This is a genomic window from Bacillus sp. JJ1532 (assembly GCF_036965085.1).
Taxonomy (GTDB): Bacteria; Bacillota; Bacilli; order Bacillales; family Cytobacillaceae; genus Cytobacillus.
Genome location: NZ_JBALOW010000019.1, coordinates 1 through 25,467, shown reverse-complemented (window position 1 = coordinate 25,467; position 25,467 = coordinate 1). Strand labels below are relative to the sequence as shown.

Sequence of the window (25,467 nt, the reverse complement as noted above, 5' to 3'; positions counted from 1 at the left end):
TTTTATCCGTAACCTACTCTTTAGTAACAACTTCTTCAGCTTCTGAGTTTTGCGGTTCAGGAGCAATTGTGAAGGATTCAGCTTGCTGCATATCCTCTTCATCCTCCGTATCACGCATTTCAATTTCTTTCTCATCACCTGAAAGAATCTTAACATCCATACCTAGACTTTGAAGTTCTTTAATTAATACTTTAAATGACTCAGGTACTCCAGGCTCTGGAACGTTTTCGCCTTTGACGATGGCTTCATACGTTTTCACACGTCCTACAACATCATCCGATTTAACCGTTAAGATTTCCTGCAATGTATAAGCAGCGCCATACGCTTCAAGCGCCCATACTTCCATCTCTCCGAAACGCTGTCCGCCAAATTGAGCTTTACCGCCCAACGGCTGCTGTGTAACAAGAGAGTATGGACCTGTCGAACGAGCATGAAGTTTATCATCAACCATGTGAGCAAGCTTAATCATATACATGACACCAACAGATACCCGGTTGTCAAAAGGCTCTCCTGATCGTCCATCATATAGGACTGTTTTCGCATCACGCGCCATTCCAGCCTCTTCAATAGTTGCCCAAACATCTTCTTCAGTTGCACCATCAAATACAGGAGAAGCAACGTGGATGCCCAAAGATCTGGCAGCCATACCAAGATGCAGCTCAAGCACCTGTCCAATGTTCATACGTGATGGTACCCCTAATGGGTTTAACATAATGTCAACAGGTGTTCCGTCCGGCATATAAGGCATATCTTCTTCTGGTAAAATTCTAGAGATAACCCCTTTGTTACCATGTCGTCCGGCCATCTTATCCCCTTCGGAGATTTTACGCTTTTGAACAATGTAAACACGCACGAGTTGATTTACACCTGGAGGCAGCTCATCTCCATCTTCTCGATTAAAGACTTTAACATCCAGAACGATTCCGCCGCCGCCGTGTGGAACACGAAGGGAAGTATCACGGACTTCTCGAGCCTTTTCACCAAAGATAGCATGTAATAATCTTTCTTCCGCAGTAAGTTCTGTTACACCCTTAGGGGTTACCTTACCTACTAGCAAATCGCCATCCTTAACCTCAGCACCTGTACGAATAATTCCTCTTTCATCCAGATTGCGAAGAGCATCCTCCCCAACGTTTGGAATATCACGAGTAATTTCTTCAGGTCCAAGCTTCGTATCACGAGATTCTGATTCGTACTCCTCAATATGAATAGAGGTGTAAACATCATCTTTCACGAGACGCTCACTCATAATGATGGCATCCTCATAGTTATATCCATCCCATGTCATGAAGGCAACTAGGACATTACGTCCAAGTGCTAATTCTCCAAGCTCCATGGAAGGACCGTCTGCTAAGATTTCACCCTTCGTCACACGGTTGCCAACAGCAACGATTGGACGCTGGTTGTAGCAAGTTCCCTGGTTGGAACGGATGAATTTCAGCATTCTATATTTATCAAGATCGCCTTTTACTTCTTGGCCATCTACATTAACAATTCTGCGAACCCATACTTCGCGGGCTTCAACATGTTCAACGATTCCTTCGTGCTTACAAATGACCGCAGCACCGGAGTCTTTTCCAGATACATATTCCATACCTGTTCCAACTCTTGGAGCCTCTGGCTGCATCAATGGTACAGCTTGACGCTGCATGTTTGCACCCATTAGTGCACGGTTGGAGTCATCATTTTCTAAGAACGGAATACACGCTGTAGCAGCAGATACAACCTGCTTCGGTGATACATCCATGTAGTCGGCACGATCACGAGGGACAACTGTGTTTTCACCTTTGAAACGTGCTACAACTTCCTCTTCAAGGAAGGAGCCGTCATCAGCAAGAAGCACATTGGCCTGGGCTACTACATAGTTATCTTCTTCATCAGCCGTTAAATAATCAATACGGTCTGTTACTTTGCCTGTTTCAGGGTCAACACGACGATAAGGCGTTTCAATAAAGCCGAATCTGTTCACCTTTGCAAATGATGATAATGAGTTAATCAATCCAATATTCGGTCCCTCAGGAGTCTCAATCGGACACATACGGCCATAGTGGGAATAGTGAACGTCACGCACTTCAAAGCCGGCGCGTTCACGAGTTAATCCACCTGGTCCAAGCGCAGATAAACGGCGTTTATGCGTTAATTCTGCAAGCGGATTTGTCTGATCCATGAATTGAGATAACTGTGAGCTTCCGAAGAACTCTTTAATAGATGCAATGACAGGGCGAATATTAATTAATTGCTGCGGAGTGATCGTGTTTGTATCTTGAATGGACATTCTTTCACGAACCACACGTTCCATTCTGGAAAGACCAATACGGAACTGGTTTTGTAAAAGCTCACCAACAGAACGCAAACGTCGATTTCCAAGATGATCAATGTCATCTGTATCCCCTACAGAATGCAATAGGTTAAAGAAGTAGCTGATAGAAGCAATGATATCTGAAGGTGATATATTCTTTACTGCCTCTTCAACATACGCGTTCCCAATTACATTAATAACCTTTTCGCCATCTTCGTTAGGTGCATAAATTTTAATAGACTGAAGCGTGATATCCTCATCAAGTACACCACCAACAAGGCTAACTGTCTTGAAACCAATATCTTTTTCAAGGTTTGGCAGAATGCGGTCAAGTGTACGCCTATCAAGAGTTACACCTTTTTCAGCAATAATTTCGCCTGTTTCCGGATCAACTAGCGTTTCAGCTAATTTTTGCCCGAACAATCTATTTTTTATATGAAGCTTTTTATTAATCTTGTATCTTCCTACGTTTGCTAAATCATAACGCTTAGGGTCGAAAAACCTTGAAACTAATAAACTTTTCGCATTATCTACAGTTGGAGGTTCACCAGGACGAAGGCGTTCGTAAATTTCTAATAACGCCTTATCTGTACCTTCTGTATTGTCTTTCTCTAGCGTGTTGCGAATGTATTCATTGTCTCCAATCAAATCGATGATTTCTTGATCAGAACCGAACCCAAGGGCACGCAAAAGAACCGTAACGGGCAGTTTCCGAGTACGATCTATTCTAACGTACACGACATCCTTGGCATCTGTTTCATACTCAAGCCAAGCGCCGCGGTTCGGGATGACAGTTGCCGTAAAGCCTTTCTTCCCGTTTTTATCTAATTTTCCACTATAATATACACTCGGTGAACGAACAAGCTGAGATACGATTACACGTTCAGCTCCATTGATCACAAATGTACCTGTTTCCGTCATAAGCGGGAAGTCACCCATAAAAACATCCTGGTCTTTAACTTCGCCTGTTTCTTTGTTTACAAGACGTACCTTTACACGTAACGGTGCAGAGTATGTAACATCTCGTTCTTTCGATTCCTCAACGGAATACTTTGGATCGCCAAGGCTGTAATCAATAAATTCAAGCGATAAATTACCAGTAAAGTCTTCAATCGGCGAAATGTCCTGGAACATTTCACGTAAACCCTCATCAAGAAACCATTGATAAGAAGAGGTTTGGATTTCGATTAGATTTGGTAATTCTAAAACTTCACTGATTCGCGCGTAACTCCTACGTTGGCGGTGTCGTCCATACTGAACAAGTTGACCTATCAACTGATTCACCCCTCAAATCAAGCTTAATGGCAATAATATTCTCAAATAGAACAACTGTCCTATCTTAAGACAAAGGATATGTTAAATAATATCGTTGACCTGTAAAAAGCCATTTCCAACATGTTCTCGAATGTTTTCGTCTCGAATAAAACTCGTTAACATGCACACAAATAACCAAATCAACAACCATCATTAATTCATCCATGACAAAAAGAAAAAAGGGTTTTTAGTTCAAAAAACCACATTTTCACATAACGACAATATTTTATTATCTTTCCCATTAAAAACCAAAATTATACAACTTTTGTGTATTTTAGTAAATAATCGGAACATATTATGTTGGCATTATATAATGCTAACATACGCAAAAAGTCAAGTCAATCTTTTTTTGCCCGCAAAATATAATAGCCTTTTTTCTTTTCTACCGTTTCTACTTCACTAAAATACTCTGATAGCTTTTCAATAGCTGACGGGGCTCCCTGCTTTTTTTGTATCACTACCCAGAGATCTCCGCCTGTCTGTAATTTATGATAGCTTTGCTCAAAAATATCATGGACAACCTTTTTGCCTGCCCGAATTGGAGGATTCGTTAATACCGCCGCAAACTTGTCATCTTTCACATTTTCAAGTCGATCACTTTCATAAATACATACATTATTAATTTGATTTAACTCCGCATTTTCACGCGCGAGTGCTAACGCCCTTGAATTAACATCCACCATATGGACAAGGCGGTCCTCCATAAGCTTCGCTGCCGAAAGTCCAATCGGTCCATATCCACAGCCAACATCAAGGATGTTTCCTTCAACACCTGGCTGTTCAAACATTTCGATTAGCAATCTGGATCCAAAATCAACTTCGCTTTTTGAGAAAACCCCATTATCTGTTTTAAAACGAAATGGATGACCCTTTAACGTAAAGCTCCAATAATTAGGATTACTTTCTGTACTTTGTGTTTTGGAATAGTAATGTTCTGACACGATATCGTCACCTCCAACGGGGATTTGGCTGCAGAAATAATGAGAGGTTAAAAAAAGCCCGCTATACAGCGGGCTTTTCTTTTTCTATATTACTTAACTTCAACGCCAGCTCCAACTTCTTCAAGTTTAGCTTTGATTTCTTCAGCTTCTTCTTTAGAAGCGCCTTCTTTGATTGCTTTTGGAGTGTTGTCAACAAGTTCTTTTGCTTCTTTAAGTCCAAGACCTGTGATTTCACGAACAACTTTGATAACTTTGATTTTTTGATCGCCTGCAGAAGCAAGGATTACATCAAAATCAGTTTTTTCTTCCTCAGCAGCACCAGCAGCACCACCCATAACAGCTACAGGAGCTGCAGCAGTTACACCAAATTCTTCTTCAATAGCTTTTACTAAGTCGTTTAATTCTAAAACAGTCATAGATTTTACTGCTTCAATGATTTGTTCTTTAGTCATGATAATGTTTCCTCCTTATATTTGGTTTAAACCGATGTGTTTATCGTTAAAAAATTCAACTTACGCGCCTTGTTCTTCTTTTTGGTCTGCAACAGCTTTTGCAGCAAGAGCAAGATTGCGGATAGGTGCTTGAAGCACGCTGAGTAGCATAGATAGTAAGCCTTCGCGAGATGGTAGTTCTGCAAGAGCCTTAATTTCTTCTGCTGATGCAACGTTTCCTTCAATTACACCTGCTTTAATTTCAAGTGCTTCATTCTTTTTAGCGAAGTCATTGATGATTTTTGCTGGAGCAATTACATCTTCAGTACTGAATGCAACCGCATTAGGACCAGTTAATACTTCGTTTAAAGCAGCTAGTTCAGCAACTTCTGCAGCACGGCGTGTTAAAGTATTTTTGTATACTTTGAATTCAACACCAGCTTCACGAAGCTGTTTACGAAGTTCAGTTACTTGAGCAACAGATAGACCGCGGTAGTCAACAACAACTGTTGATACACTAGCCTTTAGTTTGTCAGCAATTTCTTCGACAGTTTGTTTCTTTTGTTCGATAGCACTGCTCATCTTTACACCTCCTGTAGAAATTTCTGCACTTATACCGTTCAATAAAAAACCTCCACATCAAGCAGACATGGAGGGAGTATACAATAGGCAAAACAATAATCTATCGTATGACCTCGGCAGGATATTAAGCAAGAAGCACCTGCTGTCTACGGTACAAATGGTATTATATTTAACAACAAAATACATATTACTAAATGTAATTTTGTTTGTCAATCTTGTAAGTTAATTTCCAATAATTACTTAACTGTAACAGTTGAAGGATCTACTTTAACACCAGGTCCCATTGTTGAAGTAACAGATACGTTCTTCATGTAAGTACCTTTTGCAGCAGATGGTTTAACTTTAAGCATTGTTTCGAAAATTGTGTTGAAGTTTTCGATAAGCTTTTCGTTTTCGAAAGAAACTTTACCGATAGGAACATGGATGTTACCAGCTTTATCAGTGCGGTATTCTACTTTACCTGCTTTAATTTCGTTAACAGCTTTTTCCACATCAAATGTAACTGTACCAGTTTTAGGGTTTGGCATTAAGCCTTTTGGTCCTAACACACGACCAAGCTTACCAACTTCACCCATCATGTCAGGTGTCGCAACGATTACATCGAAATCAAACCAGCCTTGGCTGATTTTGTTGATGTACTCTGCATCGCCTACATAATCTGCTCCAGCAGCTTCTGCTTCCTTCGCTTTTTCACCCTTTGCGAATACTAAAACGCGTTGAGTTTTACCAGTACCGTTTGGAAGCACAACCGCTCCACGAATATTCTGGTCAGCTTTCTTAGGATCAATTCCTAAGCGGAAAGCAACTTCTACAGTCGCATCAAACTTAGTAAAGTTTGTTTTCTTTGCAAGATCAATCGCTTCTTCGATTGGATAAGCCTTCATACGGTCTACAAGCTTAGAAGCTTCTAAAAACTTTTTACCTTTTTTAGCCATTGTATTTTCCTCCTAGATTGTGGTTTTAGCGGAATAACCTCCCACTTTGAAAAGCGCAGGCGCCTTTAGCAGCGCCTGAGCTAGACATCAGAAAAGCACAAAGCCTTAGACAGAACAAAGGTTGCGTGTGAAACCAAGCTCAGCAACGCAACCCCATTGAACAGCCTAAAACTCTAAGCATGGATTAGTCTTCGATAACGATACCCATGCTGCGTGCAGTACCTTCAACCATAAGCATTGCAGCTTCTACGCTAGCAGCGTTTAGGTCAGGCATTTTTGTTTCAGCAATCTCGCGTACCTTGTCACGCTTGACTGTTGCTACTTTATTACGGTTTGGTTCACCAGAACCAGACTGAATTCCAGCTGCTACTTTTAGAAGAACGGCAGCAGGAGGAGTTTTCGTAATAAATGTAAATGAACGGTCTTCAAAAACCGTAATTTCAACAGGAATGATTAGGCCAGCTTGTTCAGCTGTACGTGCGTTAAATTCCTTACAGAATCCCATGATGTTAACACCCGCTTGACCTAGTGCAGGTCCTACTGGCGGTGCAGGGTTTGCTTTACCTGCTGGAATTTGTAATTTTACAAGTTTGATTACTTTTTTAGCCACGAGACACACCTCCTTAAAGTCCGTGATGTGGTAATTGGGGCCTTAGTGACTGTTAGGGTCCCCTCCCACTCAACTTATAGTCTTTATATCAAGATAAAGAACATAACAATAGTCCGGTCTCTAAACCTGAGACATACTGACCTTTGAAATATTATCACTTTTCAAAGCTAATTTCAAGTTTTTTTCAAATTATAGTTTCTCTATTTGAGAAAAATCCAACTCAACCGGCGTGTCACGGCCAAACATATTAACAAGGACTTTAATTTTCGCTTTGTCTCTGTCAATATCTTCAATCGATCCTGTAAAGTTGGCGAATGGTCCCTCTTTCACTTGAACCATTTCTCCGATTTCAAAGTTAATTTCTACTCGTCTTTCTTCAACACCCATACGCTTCAAGATTACATTAACTTCTTCAGGCAATAGCGGTGTCGGCTTAGAGCCGTGACCTGCTGATCCGACAAAGCCCGTAACGCCTGGTGTATTCCGAACTACGTACCATGAATCATCTGTCATCACAATTTCTACAAGTACATAGCCTGGAAAAACTTTACGTTTTACTACTTTCTTTTTGCCGTTTTTGAAATCAGTTTCTTCTTCTTCCGGAACGATAACCCGGAAGATTTTATCTTGCATTCCCATAGATTCTACGCGTTTCTCCAGGTTTGCCTTTACTTTATTTTCATAACCGGAATACGTATGAACAACATACCAATTCTTTTCCATTCAAGGGGACTAAATCGTCCTTCCCTCCCTGTATCATTAAATAGGTTTGACTATTTTCGTAAAAAACTGCCTATATAAAACATTTTTTAACCAAATAAAAAACCCGTTACCGGGCTTTGCAAATGTTTCCTGTGCTATTCACCATTATACCATGGATATACAGGGGTTATTCAAGAATTAATCGAATCAATTCAGAAATACCTAAGTCAACCACTGCGAAGAACACTGCAAAAAACGCAACAGTTGCTAGGACTGTTACAGTATAGCCAGTCAGTTCTTTGCGCTTTGGCCAACTGACCTTTTTCATTTCACGTCCAATATCACGGAAAAAATTCAAGATGCGCTGCATATTGTAACCCCCAACTTACTTATAATCTAAGTAAATTTCATAATGAATTTAAACAATCGAAAAATCAAATTACGATTATTCTAGTGAATAAGAAGTTTATGAAATTTAGAAAAATACATATATAAAATTCGACTATAATTACTTACTTTGTTTCTCTATGAATGGTATGATTGCTGCATGTTTTACAATACTTCTTAAGCTCTAGGCGCTCGGAGTCTTTATTATTCATTGTTGAATAATTTCTGGATCCGCACTCTTTGCATGCTAGTACTACTTTTTTTCTCATCATTCCACCTACTAAAATACATTTACGTCCTTAAAACTTTATCACGGACCATAAACGATGTCAATAACAGGGAAAGTGGAGATTGAGTGATCTGCTTGTTCCCATCCGCTCTATAAAGTAATTTCTCGGACCTCCAAATACCGCTCAAGCTTTCGTTTCACCCTTTGCAGAGCGTTGTCTATTGATTTCACATGACGGTTTAATTCTTCCGAAATTTCTTGATAAGATTGTCCATCCAAATAAAGGGAAAGTACTTTTCTTTCAAGATCACTAAGCAGCTCGGACATTTTGACCTCAATATGATCAAACTCTTCCTGATTAATGATTAATTCCTCAGGATCCATTACCTTTGCACCAGAAATAACATCCATTAAGGTTCGATCTGATTCTTCATCATAAATCGGCTTGTCCAATGACACGTATGAGTTCAGCGGAATGTGCTTCTGCCTTGTAGCGGTTTTGATGGCTGTGATAATTTGTCTAGTAATGCACAGCTCTGCAAACGCTTTAAACGAAGATAGCTTGTCCTCTTTAAAATCACGAATAGCCTTGTATAAGCCAATCATTCCTTCTTGAACAATATCTTCCTTATCTGCACCAATTAAAAAATATGATCTTGCTTTGGCACGTACAAAATTGCGATACTTATGAATTAAATAATCTAACGCTTCACTCTCGCCTTTATGCACTAAATCAATCAATTCTTCATCTTCAAGCTGCATATACCCTAAATTATTCTCATCGATTGTTTTCAAGTCAGTATCCACTAAGATCCCCCCGACCGCACCAAGCATAGATAGAAATATTATACAGTAAGAATTTTTCCAGCGTCAACCACTCATTGGTCTCCTCTGCGCCACTTTTCAAAAATTTCTGCCATTTCCTTGCTAAGCGGGATTTTCGAAAATGGCTGCTTTTCCTGAATCTTCTTTACCCTTTTTTCTATTTTACTTTCAATCGAATTCATTTCATTTAATAATTCTCTTGAGGACTTTCGCAGCGCACCCTGTCCAAAAATTGCCCATTGCTCTGTATAGTCGGAGGTTGCAACATGAACTTGGGTTTTAATATTGTTTAGGCTGATGGCAAGTTTCTCAATTCTTTCATCAGCCGTCTCATTTGTCCGTGTAAAAATAACTTCCACTTTTGAATCCTTATATTTCTTCTCGGTACCCTTCACATAATGAGCATCAAATACGACTATGACCCTATATCCAGAATACCCCTGATATTCTGCCATTTTTTCAATTAACCGGTCTCTGGCAGCTGCTAAATCCTTTTTCTTAAGCTCTCTTAGCTCTGGCCAGGCACCAATTACGTTATATCCGTCAACAAGTAGGATGTCCATTTCTATCCCTCAAGAGGATGTCGCTTACTGAAGACCTCATACATTAAAAGAGCTGCTGCAACAGATGCATTCAGAGAAGTCACATGGCCTGCCATCGGTAAATGGATTAAAAAATCACATTTATCCCTGATTAATCGACCCATACCTTTTCCTTCACTGCCAATGACAAGACCTAGCGGCAATGTTCCGTCAAAACGGCGGTAATCTTCACTTCCCTTGGCATCTGTCCCGGCAATCCATACGCCTTTTTCTTTTAATTCATCGATCGTTCTAGCCATATTTGTCACACGGACAACAGGGATATGCTCAATAGCACCAGTTGATGCCTTTGCAACTGTCGCAGTTAAACCTACTGCTCTCCGCTTCGGAATAATAATTCCATGTGCACCTACTGCATCAGCTGTTCTCATGATCGACCCTAGATTATGAGGGTCTTCTATTTCATCTAATAATAAGAAAAAGGGGGCCTCATTTCTTTTTTCGGCTGCTTGGAAAAGATCATCTATTTCCGCATATTGGTAGGCTGCAACCTGTGCAACAACCCCTTGATGATTCCCTTCCGCCATCTGATCTAATTTCTTCTTCGGGACAAATTGAACAAATACATTTGATGCTTTGGCAAGCCCAATTACCTGCTGCATTTGTCCTCCTTGTGACCCCTCTGCTATGAAAATTTTATTAATATCCCGTCCTGATTTAAGTGCTTCCATTACAGGGTTTTTTCCCATAATAAAATCTTGGCTCATTTAGAATTTCCTCCTTTCCTTTCTTCTACTATTCGAAAAGCAGACAAGATCACTTCCTCCTGCCGCTCCTCTTTACCTGATAAATGTAAATAGCCAATTAACGCTTCAAATGCCGTGCTATATCGGTAGGTTTGAACATCTGTATTTTTCGGGACAGAACCGGACTTTGCATTTCTTCCTCTTTTCACAACGGCAATTTCCTCTTCTGTCAGAAAGTCTGAATCCAGCATCTGGTGAATAATGACCGATTGAGCTTTAGCAGACACATAATGAGTGGCCTCTCTATGCAGCTGATTTGGCCTAACCTGCCCATGCTGGATAAGATGTCTTCTGACATAGATTTCAAAAACAGCATCGCCCATATAAGCAAGGGCGAGGCTGTTTAGCTGTTTCTCATCAATTTTATGATCGTATTGAAGCATTCTTTAGCCTCTTTTCCATCTAATGCCTTGAGGTGTATCTTCAAGAATGATGTTCATGTCTTTTAGCTGATCACGGATTTGGTCGGCTAATTGGAAGTTTCGATCCTTACGTGCTTGAATACGCTCCTGGATTAAACGCTCAATCTCTTCATCGAGCAAATCCTCTTTCGGGAAATCTAAAGTGAGCCCAAGCACTTGGAAAAGATCCTCAAATTCCTTAGTAAATGCCTTAATCACTTGTAGGGAGGTATTTTTCTCCATTAAATAATAATTCGCTAATTTGGAAAGCTCAAAGAGAACAGAAATGGCATTTGCTGTATTAAAATCATCGTCCATTGCCTTGATAAATTCTTCGTGCTGTGCTGCAATTTTATCTAGCCATTCTTGATTGTTTTCAGTTAGGTCTGCACTTGTTTCTTGGCGATGCTTCAAGTTTTGGTAGGATGTTTTAATTCTTTCTAGACCCGCACGCGTATTTTCTAGTAATTCTTCACTATAGTTAATTGGGTTGCGATAATGAACGGACAGCATGAAGAATCGAAGCACCTGCGGATCATGATTCTTAATAATGTCATGGACAAGAACAAAGTTACCAAGTGATTTTGACATTTTTTCATTATCGATATTAATATAGCCGTTATGCATCCAATAACGCGCAAATGTTTTTCCGCTTACTGCTTCCGATTGGGCGATTTCATTTTCATGGTGAGGGAAGGCTAAATCCTGTCCGCCCGCATGAATATCAATTGTTTCGCCTAAATACTTTTTCGCCATCGCGGAGCACTCTATGTGCCAGCCAGGGCGACCTTCTCCCCATGGGCTATCCCAATAAATTGCTCCTTCTTTTGCTGCCTTCCAAAGGGCAAAATCAAGAGCGTCTTCCTTCTTTTCTCCTACAGCAATGCGGGCGCCTGACCGAAGCTCATCAATGGATTGGTGAGAAAGCTTTCCATACTCCTTAAATTTGCGGGTATGGTAGTAGACATCCCCTTCAGATTCATAGGCATATCCCTTTTCAATTAATGCTTCAATGAATTCAATAATAATGTCCATGCTCTCAGTCACTCTCGGGTGGGCGTCAGCACGTTTACAGCCAAGCGCCGAAACATCTGAAAAATAGGCATCAATAAAGCGCTCTGCAATGACGGGAACTTCTTCTCCCAATTCATTCGCCGCACGGATTAATTTATCATCAACATCTGTGAAATTAGAGATGTACTTGATATCATAACCTCTATACTCAAAATATCTTCTAACCGTATCAAAAACAATTGGCGGTCTTGCATTTCCTATATGAATATAATTATAAACAGTTGGACCGCACACATACATTTTTACCTTCCCTTCCTCTAAAGGGATAAACGGCTCTTTCTGTCTTGTTAGTGTATTATAAATTTGAATGGCCATTAACTAGGCTCCTTTCTTTCTTAAGGTCCTCTAATTCATTGCTCAGTTGGGCAATTTCTTTTTCCAATTCTTTAAATCGATCTGCAATAGGATCAGGAAGGTCGCTGTGATTTAAATCTTTTTTAATACGAACACCATCCTGGATTTTTACTTTACCTGGTATTCCTACTACTGTCGAATTAGGAGGCACTTCATGTAAAACGACAGATCCCGCTCCAACCTTCGAATTTTCCCCGATCGTAATGGATCCAAGCACCTTTGCTCCTGTAGCAATCAAGGCATTATCCTTAATAGTAGGATGCCGCTTTCCTTTCTCTTTCCCGGTTCCTCCTAATGTTACCCCTTGGAAAATGGTTACATTATCACCAATTTCGCAAGTCTCCCCAATGACTACCCCCATCCCATGGTCAATGAAAAGTTTTCTTCCGATTTTCGCACCTGGATGAATTTCAATTCCTGTGAAAAAGCGGCTAATTTGTGAGATGACTCTTGCAAGAAAATAGAGTTTTCTTTTAAAAAGCCCATGTGCTAATCGATGTGCCCATATGGCATGCAGGCCAGAATAAGTTAAGATTACCTCTAAATAACTTCTTGCAGCCGGATCCTGTTCAAATATAACTTCGATATCTTCCTTTAGCCTATTAAACACGTTTGTCCCCTCCCTAATCTTCATTCGATAATTTATATATAAAAAAGGTTTTTTCGAATAGTATTTTCCGGGAAATTTTTTATTTCCACAGTTAAAAAAGAGTGTGTACATGGTGCTTTTTTCAGTGAGTATAAGCTTTCATATCGAAGACTTTTAATAATACCCCCCTCCAAAATTGTTATATCGTTTTTGTATTTTGGGTATAAAAAAAACGCCTCCGTCAATGATGACAGAGACGCTTTATGCGCGGTTCCACTCTGTTTAGACATCGAAATGTCTCAACTTTTACTTGTTAACGGATTAGTTCCGCTCACTTCTATTAGGAAAATTTCATACTGCTAAGATATGAAAAATCCGTTCGAAATGAGGCTCAGAGGGGCACTTCAGATCAATGAGAGGCTTAAACCACTTTCAGCCGGTGATGGTTCTCTCTAAAAAGCATCATGTTCTTACTTTTCCTCTTCAACACTTTTCATTTATTGAGTTACTTATTACTATATTACATTTTGGGCAATATGTTAATCTAAAATACTCATTAATCGCATTTTTACTTTTTCTTTCCCGAAAAGCTCGATTGCCTGCGGGAGATCCGGCCCATGAGTCTGGCCTGTTATCGCAACGCGGATAGGCATAAAGAGCTTCTTGCCTTTATGGCCAGTAGATTTTTGCACAGCCTTCATCGCAGCCTTAATTTCATCGGCCTTGAATTCACTTATGCCTTCAATTTCCTGTAGAAAAGCAGTTAGAACCTCTGGAACCTGTTCCTCTTCGATAACAGCCTTCGCTTCATCATCCATAACTGTTTTATCACTAAAGAAAATCTCTGACATCTCTACAATTTCAGCGCCGTAGCTCATTTTTTCCTGATATAAGGAAATGAGGCTGCGCACCCATTGTGTTTCCTCTTCAGTCAAGTTCTCACTAATTCGGCCCGCTTTTACAAGATGTGGCTGAGAAATGGCGACAAGACGATCAATATCAATCGTTTTCATATATTGATTGTTCATCCATGTCAGCTTTTGTTTATCGAAAAGAGCAGGTGATTTAGATAAGCGGCTAGCATCAAAAATATTAATGAACTCCTCCTTAGAGAAAATTTCTTCCTCGCCAGATGGAGACCATCCTAATAGGGCAATAAAGTTAAATAGGGCTTCAGGCAAATAGCCTAGCTCCTCGTATTGCTCGATAAACTGGATAATGGACTCATCACGCTTACTTAATTTTTTACGGCTCTCATTGACAATTAATGTCATATGTCCAAAAACCGGAGCTTCCCAGCCGAGAGCATCATAAATCATCAATTGCTTAGGTGTATTGGAGATGTGATCATCCCCTCTTAATACATGGGAAATCTGCATTAAATAATCATCAACCGTTACGGCAAAATTATAGGTAGGTGTGCCATCTTTTTTGACGATAACATGATCGCCAATTCCATCTGATTCAAAGGATACATTTCCTTTAACCATATCATCGAAAGCATATAATCTACCTTGTGGAACTAAGAAGCGAACGCTCGGCTGTCTTCCTTCTGCTTCAAGCTTTGTACGCTCCTCTGGAGACAAATGACGGCATTTGCCGGAGTAAGCTGGCGTTTCTCCTTTAGCCGTTTGCGCTTCTCTTTCAGCCTCTAACTCTTCTTCCGTACAATAGCATTTATAGGCAGAACCATTTTCAAGAAGTTCATGATAATACTTTTCATAAATATCATTTCTCTCAGATTGGCGATAAGGGCCAAAGCCGCCATCCTTATCAACGCTTTCATCCCAATCAATCCCAAGCCATGTTAAGTACTTTAACTGACTTTCTTCTCCACCTTCAATATTACGTTTCTTGTCAGTATCTTCAATACGGATGATAAATTTCCCGCCTTTGCTTCTAGCAAATAAATAATTGAATAAAGCTGTACGGGCATTACCGATATGTAAATGTCCAGTTGGACTAGGGGCATAACGTACACGAATATCGTTTGACATATTACTTATGTCCTCCTCTAAAAATCTACTTTTTTATTGATTTATTTTATCATTTCTTTTTCTGCAATAAAACAGCAACTTGTGAAGCGATTCCCTCGCCTCTGCCGACAAATCCTAGCTTCTCAGTTGTCGTAGCTTTTACGTTAATGTTTTCAACAGAGGTTTCTAGTAATTGGGCTATTCTCTCCCTAATTTGGCCAATATATGGAGCCATTTTTGGTCTTTGAGCAATGATGGTACAATCTGCATTGACAAGCTCATACCCTTTTTCCTTAACTAAATTCCACACATGTTCTAATAATTTTGCTGAATCTGCATCTTTGAACTCAGGATCGGTATCGGGAAAATGCCTTCCGATGTCTCCTTCACCGATTGCCCCTAGACAAGCATCAGCCACTGTATGTAATAGTACATCCGCATCAGAATGACCTAATAAACCTTTTTCATATGGAATTTCAATTCCGCCTAGTATAAGCGGGCGCCCTTCCGTTAATTGATGCACATCAAAGCCTTGTCCAATTCGAAACATCTTATTGTCTCCTCTTTTTTAAAGATAGTTATGGTTGATTGCCCATTCGTTTCCGAATAATGGCCTCCGCAAAATATAAATCCTCTGGCGTTGTCAGCTTAATATTGTCATAATTTCCTTCAACAATCATAACATCCTGCCCAGTCCGCTCCACCAAACTTGCATCATCGGTTCCGAGAAAATGATCTGCTTCAGCCTTCTGGTAAGCATTCATTAAAATAGAAAAACGAAAAGCCTGTGGGGTTTGGACAGCCCACAAGCTGGTTCTTTCTACCGTTTCAGTCACAATATTTCCGGCAGCCTTTTTTACTGTATCCTTTACAGGGACCGCTAGTATCGCGGCCCCATTTTTCTCTGCAGCTATTACTAACGAGTCGAGAAGGTTTTTATCAATAAATGGTCTTGCTGCATCGTGAACAAGAACGATTCCCTCTTGCTTCACACATTTTAAGGCATTATAAATACTATGCTGCCTTTCCTTTCCGCCAGGAGCTAAAGCTATCACCTTTGAAATGTCATATTCATTAAGGAGCGCCTTCATTTCATTCTCATCCTGTGGATTGATGGCAAGATAAATGCCCTCGCAATTCTCATCCAGCTCAAAAACTCTTAATGTATGAATAAAAATCGGCTGTTGATCTATTTCTAATAAAACTTTATTCCTGCCCGCTCCCATTCTTTTTCCCTGGCCTGCAGCAGGAATGATGACTTGATAAGCCATTTCAAACAAACCCCAATCCCTTATAATGCTTTTTCCAATAGCTTTGGCTTCGCGAATATCATTCGTCCAGCTGAGGTTTGCAGAACACTCGTGACAAGGACATCAATATGCTTTCCGATGTAATCCCGGCCATCCTCGACCACAATCATTGTGCCATCATCCAGATAAGCAATTCCTTGATTTTGTTCCTTTCCATCTTTAATGACCTGTACCTTCATTTCTTCACCAGGAAGAACAACCGGTTTAACAGCATTGGCTAGATCATTAATATTTAAGACAGAAACCCCTTGGAATTCGCAAACTTTATTTAGGTTAAAATCATTTGTAACAACGATTCCATTTGTTACTTTCGCAAGCTTCACTAGCTTGCTATCTACTTCCTGAATTTCTTCAAAGTCACCTTCATAAATCTCTACTTTAATCGCAAGCTCTTTCTGAATTCGGTTTAGAATGTCAAGACCTCTTCGTCCTCTATTCCGCTTTAAAACATCTGATGAGTCAGCAATATGCTGTAATTCTTCCAGAACAAACTGAGGGATGACAATGGTTCCTTCTAGAAATCCAGTTTGGCAAATATCGGCGATTCTGCCATCAATAATGACACTTGTATCCAATAATTTCAACACATTTTTCGGTGGTGCTTCAGTTTCTTCTTCTATATTCTTCTTCTTTCTGTTTGAAAATAAGGTTAGAAGCTCATCACGCTTTTTAAAGCCCACCTGAAAACCTAAATAGCCAAATATAAGGGTTAACACAATAGGAGCAACAGTATTTAAGACAGGCACTTCAATAGTTGTTAAAGCATACCCAATTAAAAAGGCGATGATTAATCCAAAAACTAAGCCTACACTTCCAAAGATAATATCGGTTATGGGCGCTTTTACAAGCGATTCTTCCACCCATTTGACAACATTTACAACATGATCAACCGCCCAAAAAGAAATAAGATAAAAAATAATGGCACCTAACAAGGCGGATACATATGGATTATTTAGAAGAGCAATGTCATCCAGGGATATTAATATTAATAGTTCGGGAATGAGAAATATCCCCAGCGTAATCCCGATTATCAGAAAGCATGCTTGAACAATACGTTTTAACATACCTTCACCTCCTTTTATTCATTATAAACAGATTTTTCAAATTGAAACCTTGGAGCAGAAAAAATTATATTAAAATATAGATGATAAAAAAAAAGAATCTATTACAAACAGGGTAGCACCATTGGTAATCAAGTGTCAAATAATACAAATAACCGATCATTTTATCATAACGGCATATATAGTTCAATGGTCACTTAAAGCTGCCGATCTGCTAAAAGCTGTTTTTTTATCAATTTTAGGCCTTCTTTTATTTTTTTAGCCCTTACTTCCCCAATTCCTTCAACTTCATCTAATTCCTCTACTGACGCAGAAACAATAGTTGGGAGATCCATAAACCGAAGAATTAAATTTTCAATAATAATAGGAGGCAATCTTGGGATTTTTGATAACATCCGATAGCCAGGGGACACCTAAACTCTTCCGTATGGACATAGCCGTTATATCCTAATAGCTTTAAAATAACTGAATCCTCCAGCATTTTCCCGACCGACAACTCTTGTAATTTATCAAACATTTCATTAGGGTGAGTGTCTTTTGAATGAGCATAATCCCTAATAATTAAATCTATTTCTCTCTCAATACCGTCTAAAAGCTCGTTCATTTGTAAGCGAATCAGTCTTCCTTCTATCCCAAGCTCGTTTAAATAAGTTAGTAATTCATTTTTTATCCTTAGGACCATTTCAATGCTGTGAAACACGCTTAATATATCGCTGTAAGTCACAATTTCCTCAAATTCCAGCACACTTAAATTAGAAATATCCTCTTCTAAAACAATCTTGTATTTTTCAAGTGTTTGTAAGGCTACATTTGCCTTAGTCAAAATAACCCCAATATCCCTAAGTGCGTAGCGAAAATGGCCCTTATAAAGGGTGATGACATTCCGCCTTTGTGAAATAGCTATAACAAGCTCTCCTGTCTGCTTTGCAACTCTTTCCGCTGTTCTGTGGCGCATGCCTGTCTCCGATGACGGAATAGTTGGATCTGGTGCTAATTGGGCATTTGCAATCAAAATTTTATTCCCTTCTTGATTTAATACGATCGCTCCATCCATTTTAGCCAACTCGTACAAATAGCTTGGTGAGAAAGAAGCATTTATTTGAAAGCCCCCATCAACGATATGTGTGATTTTGTCCTTACTTCCTAAAACAATTAAGCCTCCTGTATTTGCTCTTAGCACATTATCGATTCCTTCCCGAATCGGCGTACCTGGGGCCATAAATTGCAGAATTTCACTCATCGTTTTTTCACCAAGCTTTTTTAGCTCCATTCTCTAACCTCCTAAAGTTGCTTTTAATGCTTCACTGACGGAACTGACTCCTACAAGCTCAATTCCCTTTGGCCCAGACCAGCCCCCTAGGTTATTTGCTGGTAAAATCACACGTTCAAATCCAAGCTTGGCTGCCTCCTGAACACGCTGCTCTATCCTTGATACCCTTCTAACCTCTCCCGTTAAACCAACCTCGCCTATAATGCAGTCAGTAGCTCTTGTGGGCTTGTCACGAAAGCTAGAAGCGATGCTTACAGCAATGGCTAAGTCGATAGCAGGCTCATCAAGTTTCACCCCACCAGCGACCTTAAGGTAAGCATCTTGGTTCTGCAACAACATCCCGACTCGTTTTTCTAACACTGCCATCAATAGCGGGACACGATTATGATCGATTCCGGTTGCCATTCTCCGGGGATTTCCAAAGCTTGTTGGAGAAATAAGAGCCTGAATTTCTACAAGGACTGGACGAGTGCCCTCCATTGAAGCTACTACGGTTGAACCAGCCGCACCTTGGGATCGTTCCTCCAGGAAAATTTCTGATGGATTTTCCACTTCTTCTAAGCCAAACTCTTTCATTTCAAAGATCCCCATCTCGTTCGTGGAGCCGAAGCGGTTCTTGACTGCCCGCAAAATTCGGTATGTATGATGACGCTCACCTTCAAAGTAAAGAACCGTATCTACCATATGCTCCAATAGTCTTGGACCCGCAATGGAGCCTTCCTTTGTAACATGCCCGACAATAAATATGGCAATACCTTTCGTTTTCCCAATTCTCATTAACTCAGCCGTACACTCTCTTACTTGAGAAACACTGCCTGGAGCAGAGGTTACTTCTGGGTGGAAAATTGTCTGGATGGAATCAACAATCACAAAGCTAGGATTGACACTTTCAATAGTACGGCTAATTTCATCGAGGCTCGTTTCCGAATAAACGAGTAAATGTTCGGAAGCAACTCCTAGTCGATCCGCACGCAATTTCGTCTGCCTCATAGATTCCTCACCGGAAATATATAAGACAGAATGGTTTTTATTAGCTAATTGAGATGAGACCTGGAGAAGCAAGGTCGATTTCCCAATACCAGGGTCACCGCCAATCAGTACTAGCGAACCTCTGACAATTCCTCCCCCAAGCACCCTATTCAATTCATTCAAGTCTGTGTAAATACGAGGCTCGCTTACGGTTTCAATAGAAGTAATCGGTGTAGCTTTTGAAAGGATGGCCGAGCCCTGTGAGTGTGCGAAGGCTCCTCTTCTCGTACCAGCTGCTTTCTCTACTTCCTCTACCATCTTATTCCACACGCCGCAGCCTGGGCACTTCCCCATCCACTTTGGAGATTCGTAGCCGCATTCCTGACACATAAACTTTGTTTTTCTTTTGGCCATTCTAGTTTTCTTCCTCTTCTTTTTAATTAGAAAATCGCTTAATTATTTTACTATTAAGTGCAAAGAAGGCACACGCTCTTACGTGTACCCTCTTGATTTCCATCAGTCCATTTGTTTAGACGCCATTATTTTTGTAAGGTTGCAGCAGGCTTTCCTTTTGCTGGTTCCACTACAAATTCCCCATCCTTGACATCAATAACAATACCCTGGCCTGTTAATACCGTTCCTTTTAACAATTCCTCAGATAATCGGTCCTCGACATGCTTTTGAATCGCTCTGCGAATAGGTCTAGCTCCATACTCAGGATCATAGCCTTCTTCAGCAATTTTCTCCTTCGCAGCATCTGTTAATTCAAGATTAATATCCTGTTCTTTTAATCGTTTTGTTAATTGATCAGACATTAGGGTCACGATTTCTTGCAGATGCTTCTTCTCTAACGCATGGAAAACAATGATTTCGTCAATACGGTTAAGGAATTCTGGACGGAATGATTTCTTCAGCTCCTCCATTACCTTACCTTTCATATCCTTGTAATCCTGTTGCCCATCCTGAATGTTAAAACCAACGTATTTATTTCTTCTCAATGCTTCTGCGCCCACATTGGAAGTCATAATTAAAACGGTGTTCCGGAAGTCTACTGTTCTTCCCTTCGAATCCGTTAAGCGGCCATCCTCTAGTACTTGTAATAGAATATTAAATACATCTGGATGCGCTTTTTCAATTTCATCTAACAGGACGACCGAATAAGGCTTTCTGCGAACCTTTTCCGTTAACTGTCCTCCTTCTTCATATCCAACATAGCCTGGAGGAGATCCTACTAATCTGGATGTTGAATGCTTCTCCATGTATTCGGACATATCAATGCGGATCATTGCATCTTCATCACCAAACATTGATTCAGCCAGCGCACGGGCAAGCTCTGTTTTCCCTACTCCTGTTGGTCCAAGGAAAACAAATGAACCAATTGGCCTTTTTGGATCCTTTAATCCTGCTCTAGCACGGCGAACTGCTTTGGATATCGCTATTACCGCTTCTTCTTGGCCAATTACTCTAGAATGTAAAATCTCTTCAAGGTTTAAGAGTTTTTGTGTTTCGGTTTGTGCTAGCTTCGAAACCGGAATTCCAGTCCAGCTTGAGACAACACTTGCAATGTCCTCAACGGTGACTTCACTATTTTCTTTGCCCTGCTTTTCCTTCCAAGATTTCTTAGTCTCCTCTAGCTGTTCACGAAGGCGCTGTTCCGTATCTCTTAATGAAGCAGCCTTTTCAAACTCCTGACTTTGGACGGCTGCATCCTTTTCTTTACGAACATCTTCAAGCTTTAGTTCTAATTCCTTTAAATTAGGAGGAGTAGTATAAGATCGCAGTCTTACCTTTGATCCTGCTTCATCAATTAAATCAATCGCTTTATCTGGAAGGAAACGATCTGAAATATAACGATCTGATAGTTTCACTGCTGCATTAATGGCTTCATCTGTAATGGTAACACGGTGATGTGCCTCATACCGATCTCTAAGTCCCTGTAAAATTTGTACAGATTCCTCTGCTGTTGGCTCATCAACAGTAATAGGCTGAAACCGTCTTTCTAATGCTGCATCTTTTTCAATATATTTACGGTATTCATCAAGGGTAGTTGCCCCAATGCATTGCAACTCTCCTCGGGCAAGAGATGGCTTAAGGATATTCGATGCATCAATTGCACCTTCCGCTCCTCCAGCACCAATTAAAGTGTGAAGTTCGTCAATGAATAAAATAATATTACCTGCCTGGCGAATTTCATCCATAACTTTCTTTAGTCGGTCTTCAAATTCACCACGATATTTTGTACCTGCAACAACTGTACCCATATCAAGGGTCATGACTCGTTTATCACGGAGAGTTTCTGGTACTTCGTTATTAATAATTTGCTGTGCTAAGCCTTCTGCAATAGCTGTTTTACCTACACCTGGTTCCCCAATGAGAACTGGATTGTTTTTTGTACGACGGCTTAAAACTTCGATTACACGCTGAATTTCCTTGCCGCGACCAATTACCGGATCCAAACTTCCTTCTCTGGCAATGGCTGTTAAATCTCTTGCCAATCCATCTAGTGTTGGGGTATTCGCACTTGCCGAAGATCCTTGATGACCCCCGGACTCATTGCTTCCCAATAACTGTAACACTTGTTGCCGTGCTTTATTTAGACTGACTCCGAGATTGTTAAGTACCCTTGCAGCAACGCCTTCCCCTTCGCGAATGAGGCCAAGGAGGATATGCTCTGTTCCTACATAGGAATGGCCTAATTTTCGTGCCTCATCCATGGAAAGTTCAATCACTTTTTTAGCTCTAGGCGTATAATGAATCGTCTGTGATGCATCCTGCCCTCTGCCGATTAAGTTTTCTACTTCTTTTTGGATTTTATCAGAACCTAAGCCCAATGCATGCAGAGCCTTTGCAGCAATTCCTTCCCCTTCTCGTACAAGACCAAGCAAAATATGTTCTGTTCCAATATTGTTATGACCTAAACGAATGGCTTCCTCCTGAGCTAATGCTAACACCTTTTGTGCTCTCTCTGTAAAACGACCGAACATCATATTCTCATCCTCCTGTCTCTTCGTTTTCCATTTTCATTCTTTCCCTTATTAATGACGCCCGGCGAATATCCCGTTCATGAGGCCTTAATGGCCCTCCTGCATACTGCTGTAAAAAACCAGGCTGCGTCAGGATCATTAATTCATTTAAAATGTTTTTGGAAATATTAGTTAAATATTTCATATCAATCCCTAGCCGAACATCTGATAAACATCTCGCTGCTTCTTTTGATTCAATAATTCGGCAGTTTGATAAGATCCCATAAGAGCGGAAGACTCTATCTTCTAATTGTATGTTAGAAGTTTTCGCTAATGCTTCTCTAGCTGATCTTTCTTGTGAAATTAGCTGACTGACCACACTCTTTAGATCTTCAACAATATCCTTTTCAGACTTGCCAAGAGTGATTTGATTAGACACCTGAAAGATGTTCCCTAAAGCTTCGCTGCCTTCACCGTAAATTCCTCTAACAACTAACCCTAATTGATTAATAGCGGGTATAATTCTATTCATTTGCTGAGTGAGAACTAGCCCGGGCAAGTGAGCCATAACTGATGCCCTTATTCCTGTTCCAACATTAGTTGGGCAACTTGTCAAAAAGCCGGCGTTTTCATCATATGCATAATCAATCGTTTCTTCTAGCCAGTCATCCACTTCATTAGCCATATTCAAAGCCTCTGATAATTGGAATCCTGGAAATATGCATTGAATCCGTATATGATCCTCTTCGTTAATCATCATGCTTACTTCTTCATTTTCAGATAAAACGCAAGCACCATAAGAGGAATTCTCCGCGAGATGCGGACTGATTAAATGCTTTTCCATTAGAACCCTTTTCTGTAGCGGTTGGAGCTCATCCATCAGCAACAGCTCAAATTTCCCTAGTTTTGAAAAAGAGGAATTCTCGATCCTCTCCTTCATCATATGAATAACTAACTTGGCCTCGTCATTCGTAAATAGGGTTGGAAACTTGAATTGCTTTATATTTCTTGCCAGCCGAATTCTTGAGCTTAGGATAATATCTGAATCTGGACCTTCGGCACTCATCCAGGAGCTCACAGCTTGGTTAATGAATCGTTCTAGCGACAAGCTTACTTCCCTCCCTCGTGACTAGAGTTCAATTGGTTTTCTAGTAATCGAATCTCATCTCTTATTTCAGCTGCTCTTTCAAACTCTTCTTTGGATATGGAATCTTTTAAGCTTTGTTTCAATTCAACAATGCTCTTTCTTAAATGAATGGTTCCTCCGATTCTTGCAGGAATTTTTCCATTATGAACTGAATTCCCACTATGCAGCCTTCTCAATATTGGCTCGAGCTGGTCACTAAAAGCCTGGTAACAATGAGCACAGCCGAACCTTCCTACCTTTATAAATTGCTGAAAGGTCATAGAGCATTGTTCACATTGGAGGATTTCTTCCTGCTTAAATGGATCCTCCGTTGTATTTTGAAAGGTTGTATCCATATTCAGCAAACCGGCTAACAAGTTATGAATTGAAAAACCCGGTGCACCACTTAGCATGAACATATCGCCCTTTTCCTGAGCGCACTTTTCACATAAATGATACTCAGCCTTCTCTCCATTTAATATTTTCGTAAAATGAAGCGTTGCCGGCCTTTGATTACATTCCTGACATATCATGTTTTCACCTCTCCAGCTTGCTAACTATTTATATTTTAACGTTGTCAACATGGCTTTCAGCATTCTTGAGCGAAGTTCATCACGATAAGGGAGTTCAATATACAAGACAGAGCGATCGATTACGCTTAACATTATTTTTGCTTCCCTTTTTGTTATAATCTCTTCCTCTACAAGGCGGATAATAACATCCTCTGCACTGCTTTGGGCCAGTCGACCTTGAATTAACGATAATAATTGTTCAATTAAATGAGCATCGTCATGTGATTGTACTTTCATGATTCTAATATATCCGCCGCCGCCGCGTTTACTTTCAACTGCATAGCCTTTTTCAATTGTAAATCTCGTATTAATAACATAATTAATTTGGGACGGAACACATTGGAATTTATCTGCAATTTCACTTCTTTTAATTTCAACAATTTCCCTTTCGCTCATTTCTAAAACCCGTTTTAAATAATCTTCAATAATATCTGAGATATTTCTCAATACTCCTCCCCCCAAAATCTGACTTTGACTATATTTGACTTTAATTATACATAACAATATATTTCGTTGCAATTAACAGATGTTATTAATTTTTCCCCTTTTTTTGGTTCTCAAACCTGTGAATTAATTTTATTCTAATTCCTAGAAATAAAAGTTTGGTTCATTTTTGAAATTATTATTGGAGAATCATTAGGAGGTGTGATGATCCTTTACAAGGAGGAGGCGGAAAAAGAGTGTCAATCATAAAGTAGAAGTCATACAGTTGTTATTGAATAATAAAAGGCTGGGGTTTTGCGGAAGGTATAGTTGAAACCGCCGTTCTACTGCGTTCTTACTTTTTTAAAAGGCAGCTTTATGGGGGGATGGGCATTGCTTGAAGGAGGCTTTCGACTTTAGTTTTTTGTCTAAGGTGTAGTTAAAGTCGGTTCGCTCCCTGGGCCTTAGTTTTTTTACGTGAAGGGCGTTTTGAACCCTCTTAACTACCTTCGGGTCTTACTTTTCTTCACGAAGGGTGTTTTGAACAGCTCTTAACTACCTTTGGGCATGATTTTTCCCTTTGATGGGCGTTTTGAACAGCTCTTAACTACCTTCGATCCTTATTTTTCTTCATGAAGGGTGTTTTAAACTTCTTTTAACTACCTTGGACCCTTACTTTTCTTCGTGAAAGGCATTTTGAACCTCTCTTAATTACAATCAGCTTAAAATTTTCTTCCGAAAGAGCGTCATAAGCGCATTTAGCAACAACAAAAAAA

General features: G+C 40.0%; 24 protein-coding genes, 1 pseudogene and 2 other annotated features. All 25 genes and pseudogenes read right to left on the bottom strand.

Features of this window, described 5'->3' with window-relative positions; translation table 11 throughout:
- Positions 1-13 precede the first annotated feature (13 nt).
- Positions 14-3,574, bottom strand: a complete 3,561-nt coding sequence (rpoB, locus tag V7122_RS08690) for a DNA-directed RNA polymerase subunit beta (RefSeq protein ID WP_335353384.1) — start codon at positions 3,572-3,574, stop codon at positions 14-16.
- Positions 3,575-3,951: 377 nt separating this feature from the next.
- Positions 3,952-4,554, bottom strand: coding sequence for a class I SAM-dependent methyltransferase (locus V7122_RS08685; protein WP_335487576.1), 603 nt, complete (start codon positions 4,552-4,554; stop codon positions 3,952-3,954).
- Positions 4,555-4,643: 89 nt separating this feature from the next.
- Positions 4,644-5,006 carry a 50S ribosomal protein L7/L12 gene (gene rplL, locus V7122_RS08680; protein ID WP_335346155.1) on the bottom strand — a complete coding sequence of 121 codons (363 nt, stop codon included), beginning with the start codon at positions 5,004-5,006 and terminating at the stop codon, positions 4,644-4,646.
- Positions 5,007-5,066: 60 nt separating this feature from the next.
- Positions 5,067-5,567, bottom strand: a complete 501-nt coding sequence (gene rplJ, locus V7122_RS08675) for a 50S ribosomal protein L10 (RefSeq protein ID WP_335346164.1) — start codon at positions 5,565-5,567, stop codon at positions 5,067-5,069.
- A gap of 34 nt (positions 5,568-5,601) precedes the next feature.
- Positions 5,602-5,737 (bottom strand) — a sequence feature (ribosomal protein L10 leader region).
- A 66-nt stretch (positions 5,738-5,803) separates the two neighbouring features.
- Positions 5,804-6,502: a 50S ribosomal protein L1 gene (rplA, locus tag V7122_RS08670; RefSeq protein ID WP_335346154.1), complete on the bottom strand. Its 699-nt coding sequence runs from the start codon at positions 6,500-6,502 to the stop codon at positions 5,804-5,806.
- Between the two features lie 184 nt (positions 6,503-6,686).
- The gene (gene rplK, locus V7122_RS08665) at positions 6,687-7,112 is read right to left on the bottom strand and encodes a 50S ribosomal protein L11 (protein WP_066301589.1); all 426 of its coding nucleotides are present in this window, start codon (positions 7,110-7,112) and stop codon (positions 6,687-6,689) included.
- A gap of 189 nt (positions 7,113-7,301) precedes the next feature.
- The gene (nusG, locus tag V7122_RS08660) at positions 7,302-7,835 is read right to left on the bottom strand and encodes a transcription termination/antitermination protein NusG (protein ID WP_315666859.1); all 534 of its coding nucleotides are present in this window, start codon (positions 7,833-7,835) and stop codon (positions 7,302-7,304) included.
- A gap of 166 nt (positions 7,836-8,001) precedes the next feature.
- Positions 8,002-8,184 carry a preprotein translocase subunit SecE gene (gene secE, locus V7122_RS08655; protein ID WP_066301592.1) on the bottom strand — a complete coding sequence of 61 codons (183 nt, stop codon included), beginning with the start codon at positions 8,182-8,184 and terminating at the stop codon, positions 8,002-8,004.
- A gap of 142 nt (positions 8,185-8,326) precedes the next feature.
- Positions 8,327-8,470, bottom strand: coding sequence for a 50S ribosomal protein L33 (gene rpmG, locus V7122_RS08650; RefSeq protein WP_315668897.1), 144 nt, complete (start codon positions 8,468-8,470; stop codon positions 8,327-8,329).
- Positions 8,471-8,580: 110 nt separating this feature from the next.
- A complete protein-coding gene (sigH, locus tag V7122_RS08645) occupies positions 8,581-9,192 on the bottom strand; it encodes an RNA polymerase sporulation sigma factor SigH (RefSeq protein ID WP_231735073.1) in 612 nt (203 codons plus the stop codon).
- 116 nt (positions 9,193-9,308) lie between these two features.
- Entirely contained in the window at positions 9,309-9,818 is a 510-nt protein-coding gene (locus V7122_RS08640; protein ID WP_150929534.1) for an NYN domain-containing protein, read from the bottom strand.
- A 2-nt stretch (positions 9,819-9,820) separates the two neighbouring features.
- A complete protein-coding gene (gene rlmB / locus V7122_RS08635) occupies positions 9,821-10,564 on the bottom strand; it encodes a 23S rRNA (guanosine(2251)-2'-O)-methyltransferase RlmB (protein ID WP_335526368.1) in 744 nt (247 codons plus the stop codon).
- The gene (locus tag V7122_RS08630) at positions 10,561-10,986 is read right to left on the bottom strand and encodes a Mini-ribonuclease 3 (protein ID WP_335346152.1); all 426 of its coding nucleotides are present in this window, start codon (positions 10,984-10,986) and stop codon (positions 10,561-10,563) included. Before V7122_RS08630 ends, rlmB begins: the two co-directional genes overlap by 4 nt.
- Before the next feature lie 3 nt (positions 10,987-10,989).
- Positions 10,990-12,393 carry a cysteine--tRNA ligase gene (cysS, locus tag V7122_RS08625; RefSeq protein WP_335526365.1) on the bottom strand — a complete coding sequence of 468 codons (1,404 nt, stop codon included), beginning with the start codon at positions 12,391-12,393 and terminating at the stop codon, positions 10,990-10,992.
- Complete coding sequence (gene cysE, locus V7122_RS08620; protein ID WP_335487566.1) at positions 12,374-13,066, bottom strand: serine O-acetyltransferase; 693 nt, start codon at positions 13,064-13,066, stop codon at positions 12,374-12,376. Before cysE ends, cysS begins: the two co-directional genes overlap by 20 nt.
- 204 nt (positions 13,067-13,270) lie before the next feature.
- Positions 13,271-13,517, bottom strand: a binding site (T-box leader).
- Positions 13,518-13,560: 43 nt separating this feature from the next.
- Entirely contained in the window at positions 13,561-15,018 is a 1,458-nt protein-coding gene (gltX, locus tag V7122_RS08615) for a glutamate--tRNA ligase (protein ID WP_335526363.1), read from the bottom strand.
- Positions 15,019-15,067: 49 nt separating this feature from the next.
- Positions 15,068-15,547, bottom strand: a complete 480-nt coding sequence (ispF, locus tag V7122_RS08610; RefSeq protein ID WP_335346148.1) for a 2-C-methyl-D-erythritol 2,4-cyclodiphosphate synthase — start codon at positions 15,545-15,547, stop codon at positions 15,068-15,070.
- A gap of 28 nt (positions 15,548-15,575) precedes the next feature.
- Positions 15,576-16,268 carry a 2-C-methyl-D-erythritol 4-phosphate cytidylyltransferase gene (ispD, locus tag V7122_RS08605; RefSeq protein WP_335526361.1) on the bottom strand — a complete coding sequence of 231 codons (693 nt, stop codon included), beginning with the start codon at positions 16,266-16,268 and terminating at the stop codon, positions 15,576-15,578.
- Positions 16,269-16,288: 20 nt separating this feature from the next.
- Positions 16,289-17,371, bottom strand: a complete 1,083-nt coding sequence (locus V7122_RS08600; protein ID WP_335346146.1) for a PIN/TRAM domain-containing protein — start codon at positions 17,369-17,371, stop codon at positions 16,289-16,291.
- Between the two features lie 194 nt (positions 17,372-17,565).
- Positions 17,566-18,638 (bottom strand): annotated as a pseudogene (gene disA, locus V7122_RS08595) (DNA integrity scanning diadenylate cyclase DisA).
- 3 nt (positions 18,639-18,641) lie between these two features.
- Positions 18,642-20,021 carry a DNA repair protein RadA gene (radA, locus tag V7122_RS08590; protein WP_335487556.1) on the bottom strand — a complete coding sequence of 460 codons (1,380 nt, stop codon included), beginning with the start codon at positions 20,019-20,021 and terminating at the stop codon, positions 18,642-18,644.
- A gap of 125 nt (positions 20,022-20,146) precedes the next feature.
- Positions 20,147-22,594 carry an ATP-dependent protease ATP-binding subunit ClpC gene (gene clpC / locus V7122_RS08585; RefSeq protein ID WP_335346143.1) on the bottom strand — a complete coding sequence of 816 codons (2,448 nt, stop codon included), beginning with the start codon at positions 22,592-22,594 and terminating at the stop codon, positions 20,147-20,149.
- A 4-nt stretch (positions 22,595-22,598) separates the two neighbouring features.
- On the bottom strand, positions 22,599-23,678 hold the full coding sequence (locus V7122_RS08580; protein ID WP_335346142.1) for a protein arginine kinase: 1,080 nt from the start codon (positions 23,676-23,678) through the stop codon (positions 22,599-22,601).
- Between the two features lie 2 nt (positions 23,679-23,680).
- On the bottom strand, positions 23,681-24,229 hold the full coding sequence (locus V7122_RS08575) for a UvrB/UvrC motif-containing protein (RefSeq protein WP_335346141.1): 549 nt from the start codon (positions 24,227-24,229) through the stop codon (positions 23,681-23,683).
- A 24-nt stretch (positions 24,230-24,253) separates the two neighbouring features.
- Positions 24,254-24,664: a CtsR family transcriptional regulator gene (locus tag V7122_RS08570; protein WP_438824015.1), complete on the bottom strand. Its 411-nt coding sequence runs from the start codon at positions 24,662-24,664 to the stop codon at positions 24,254-24,256.
- Positions 24,665-25,467 lie beyond the last annotated feature (803 nt).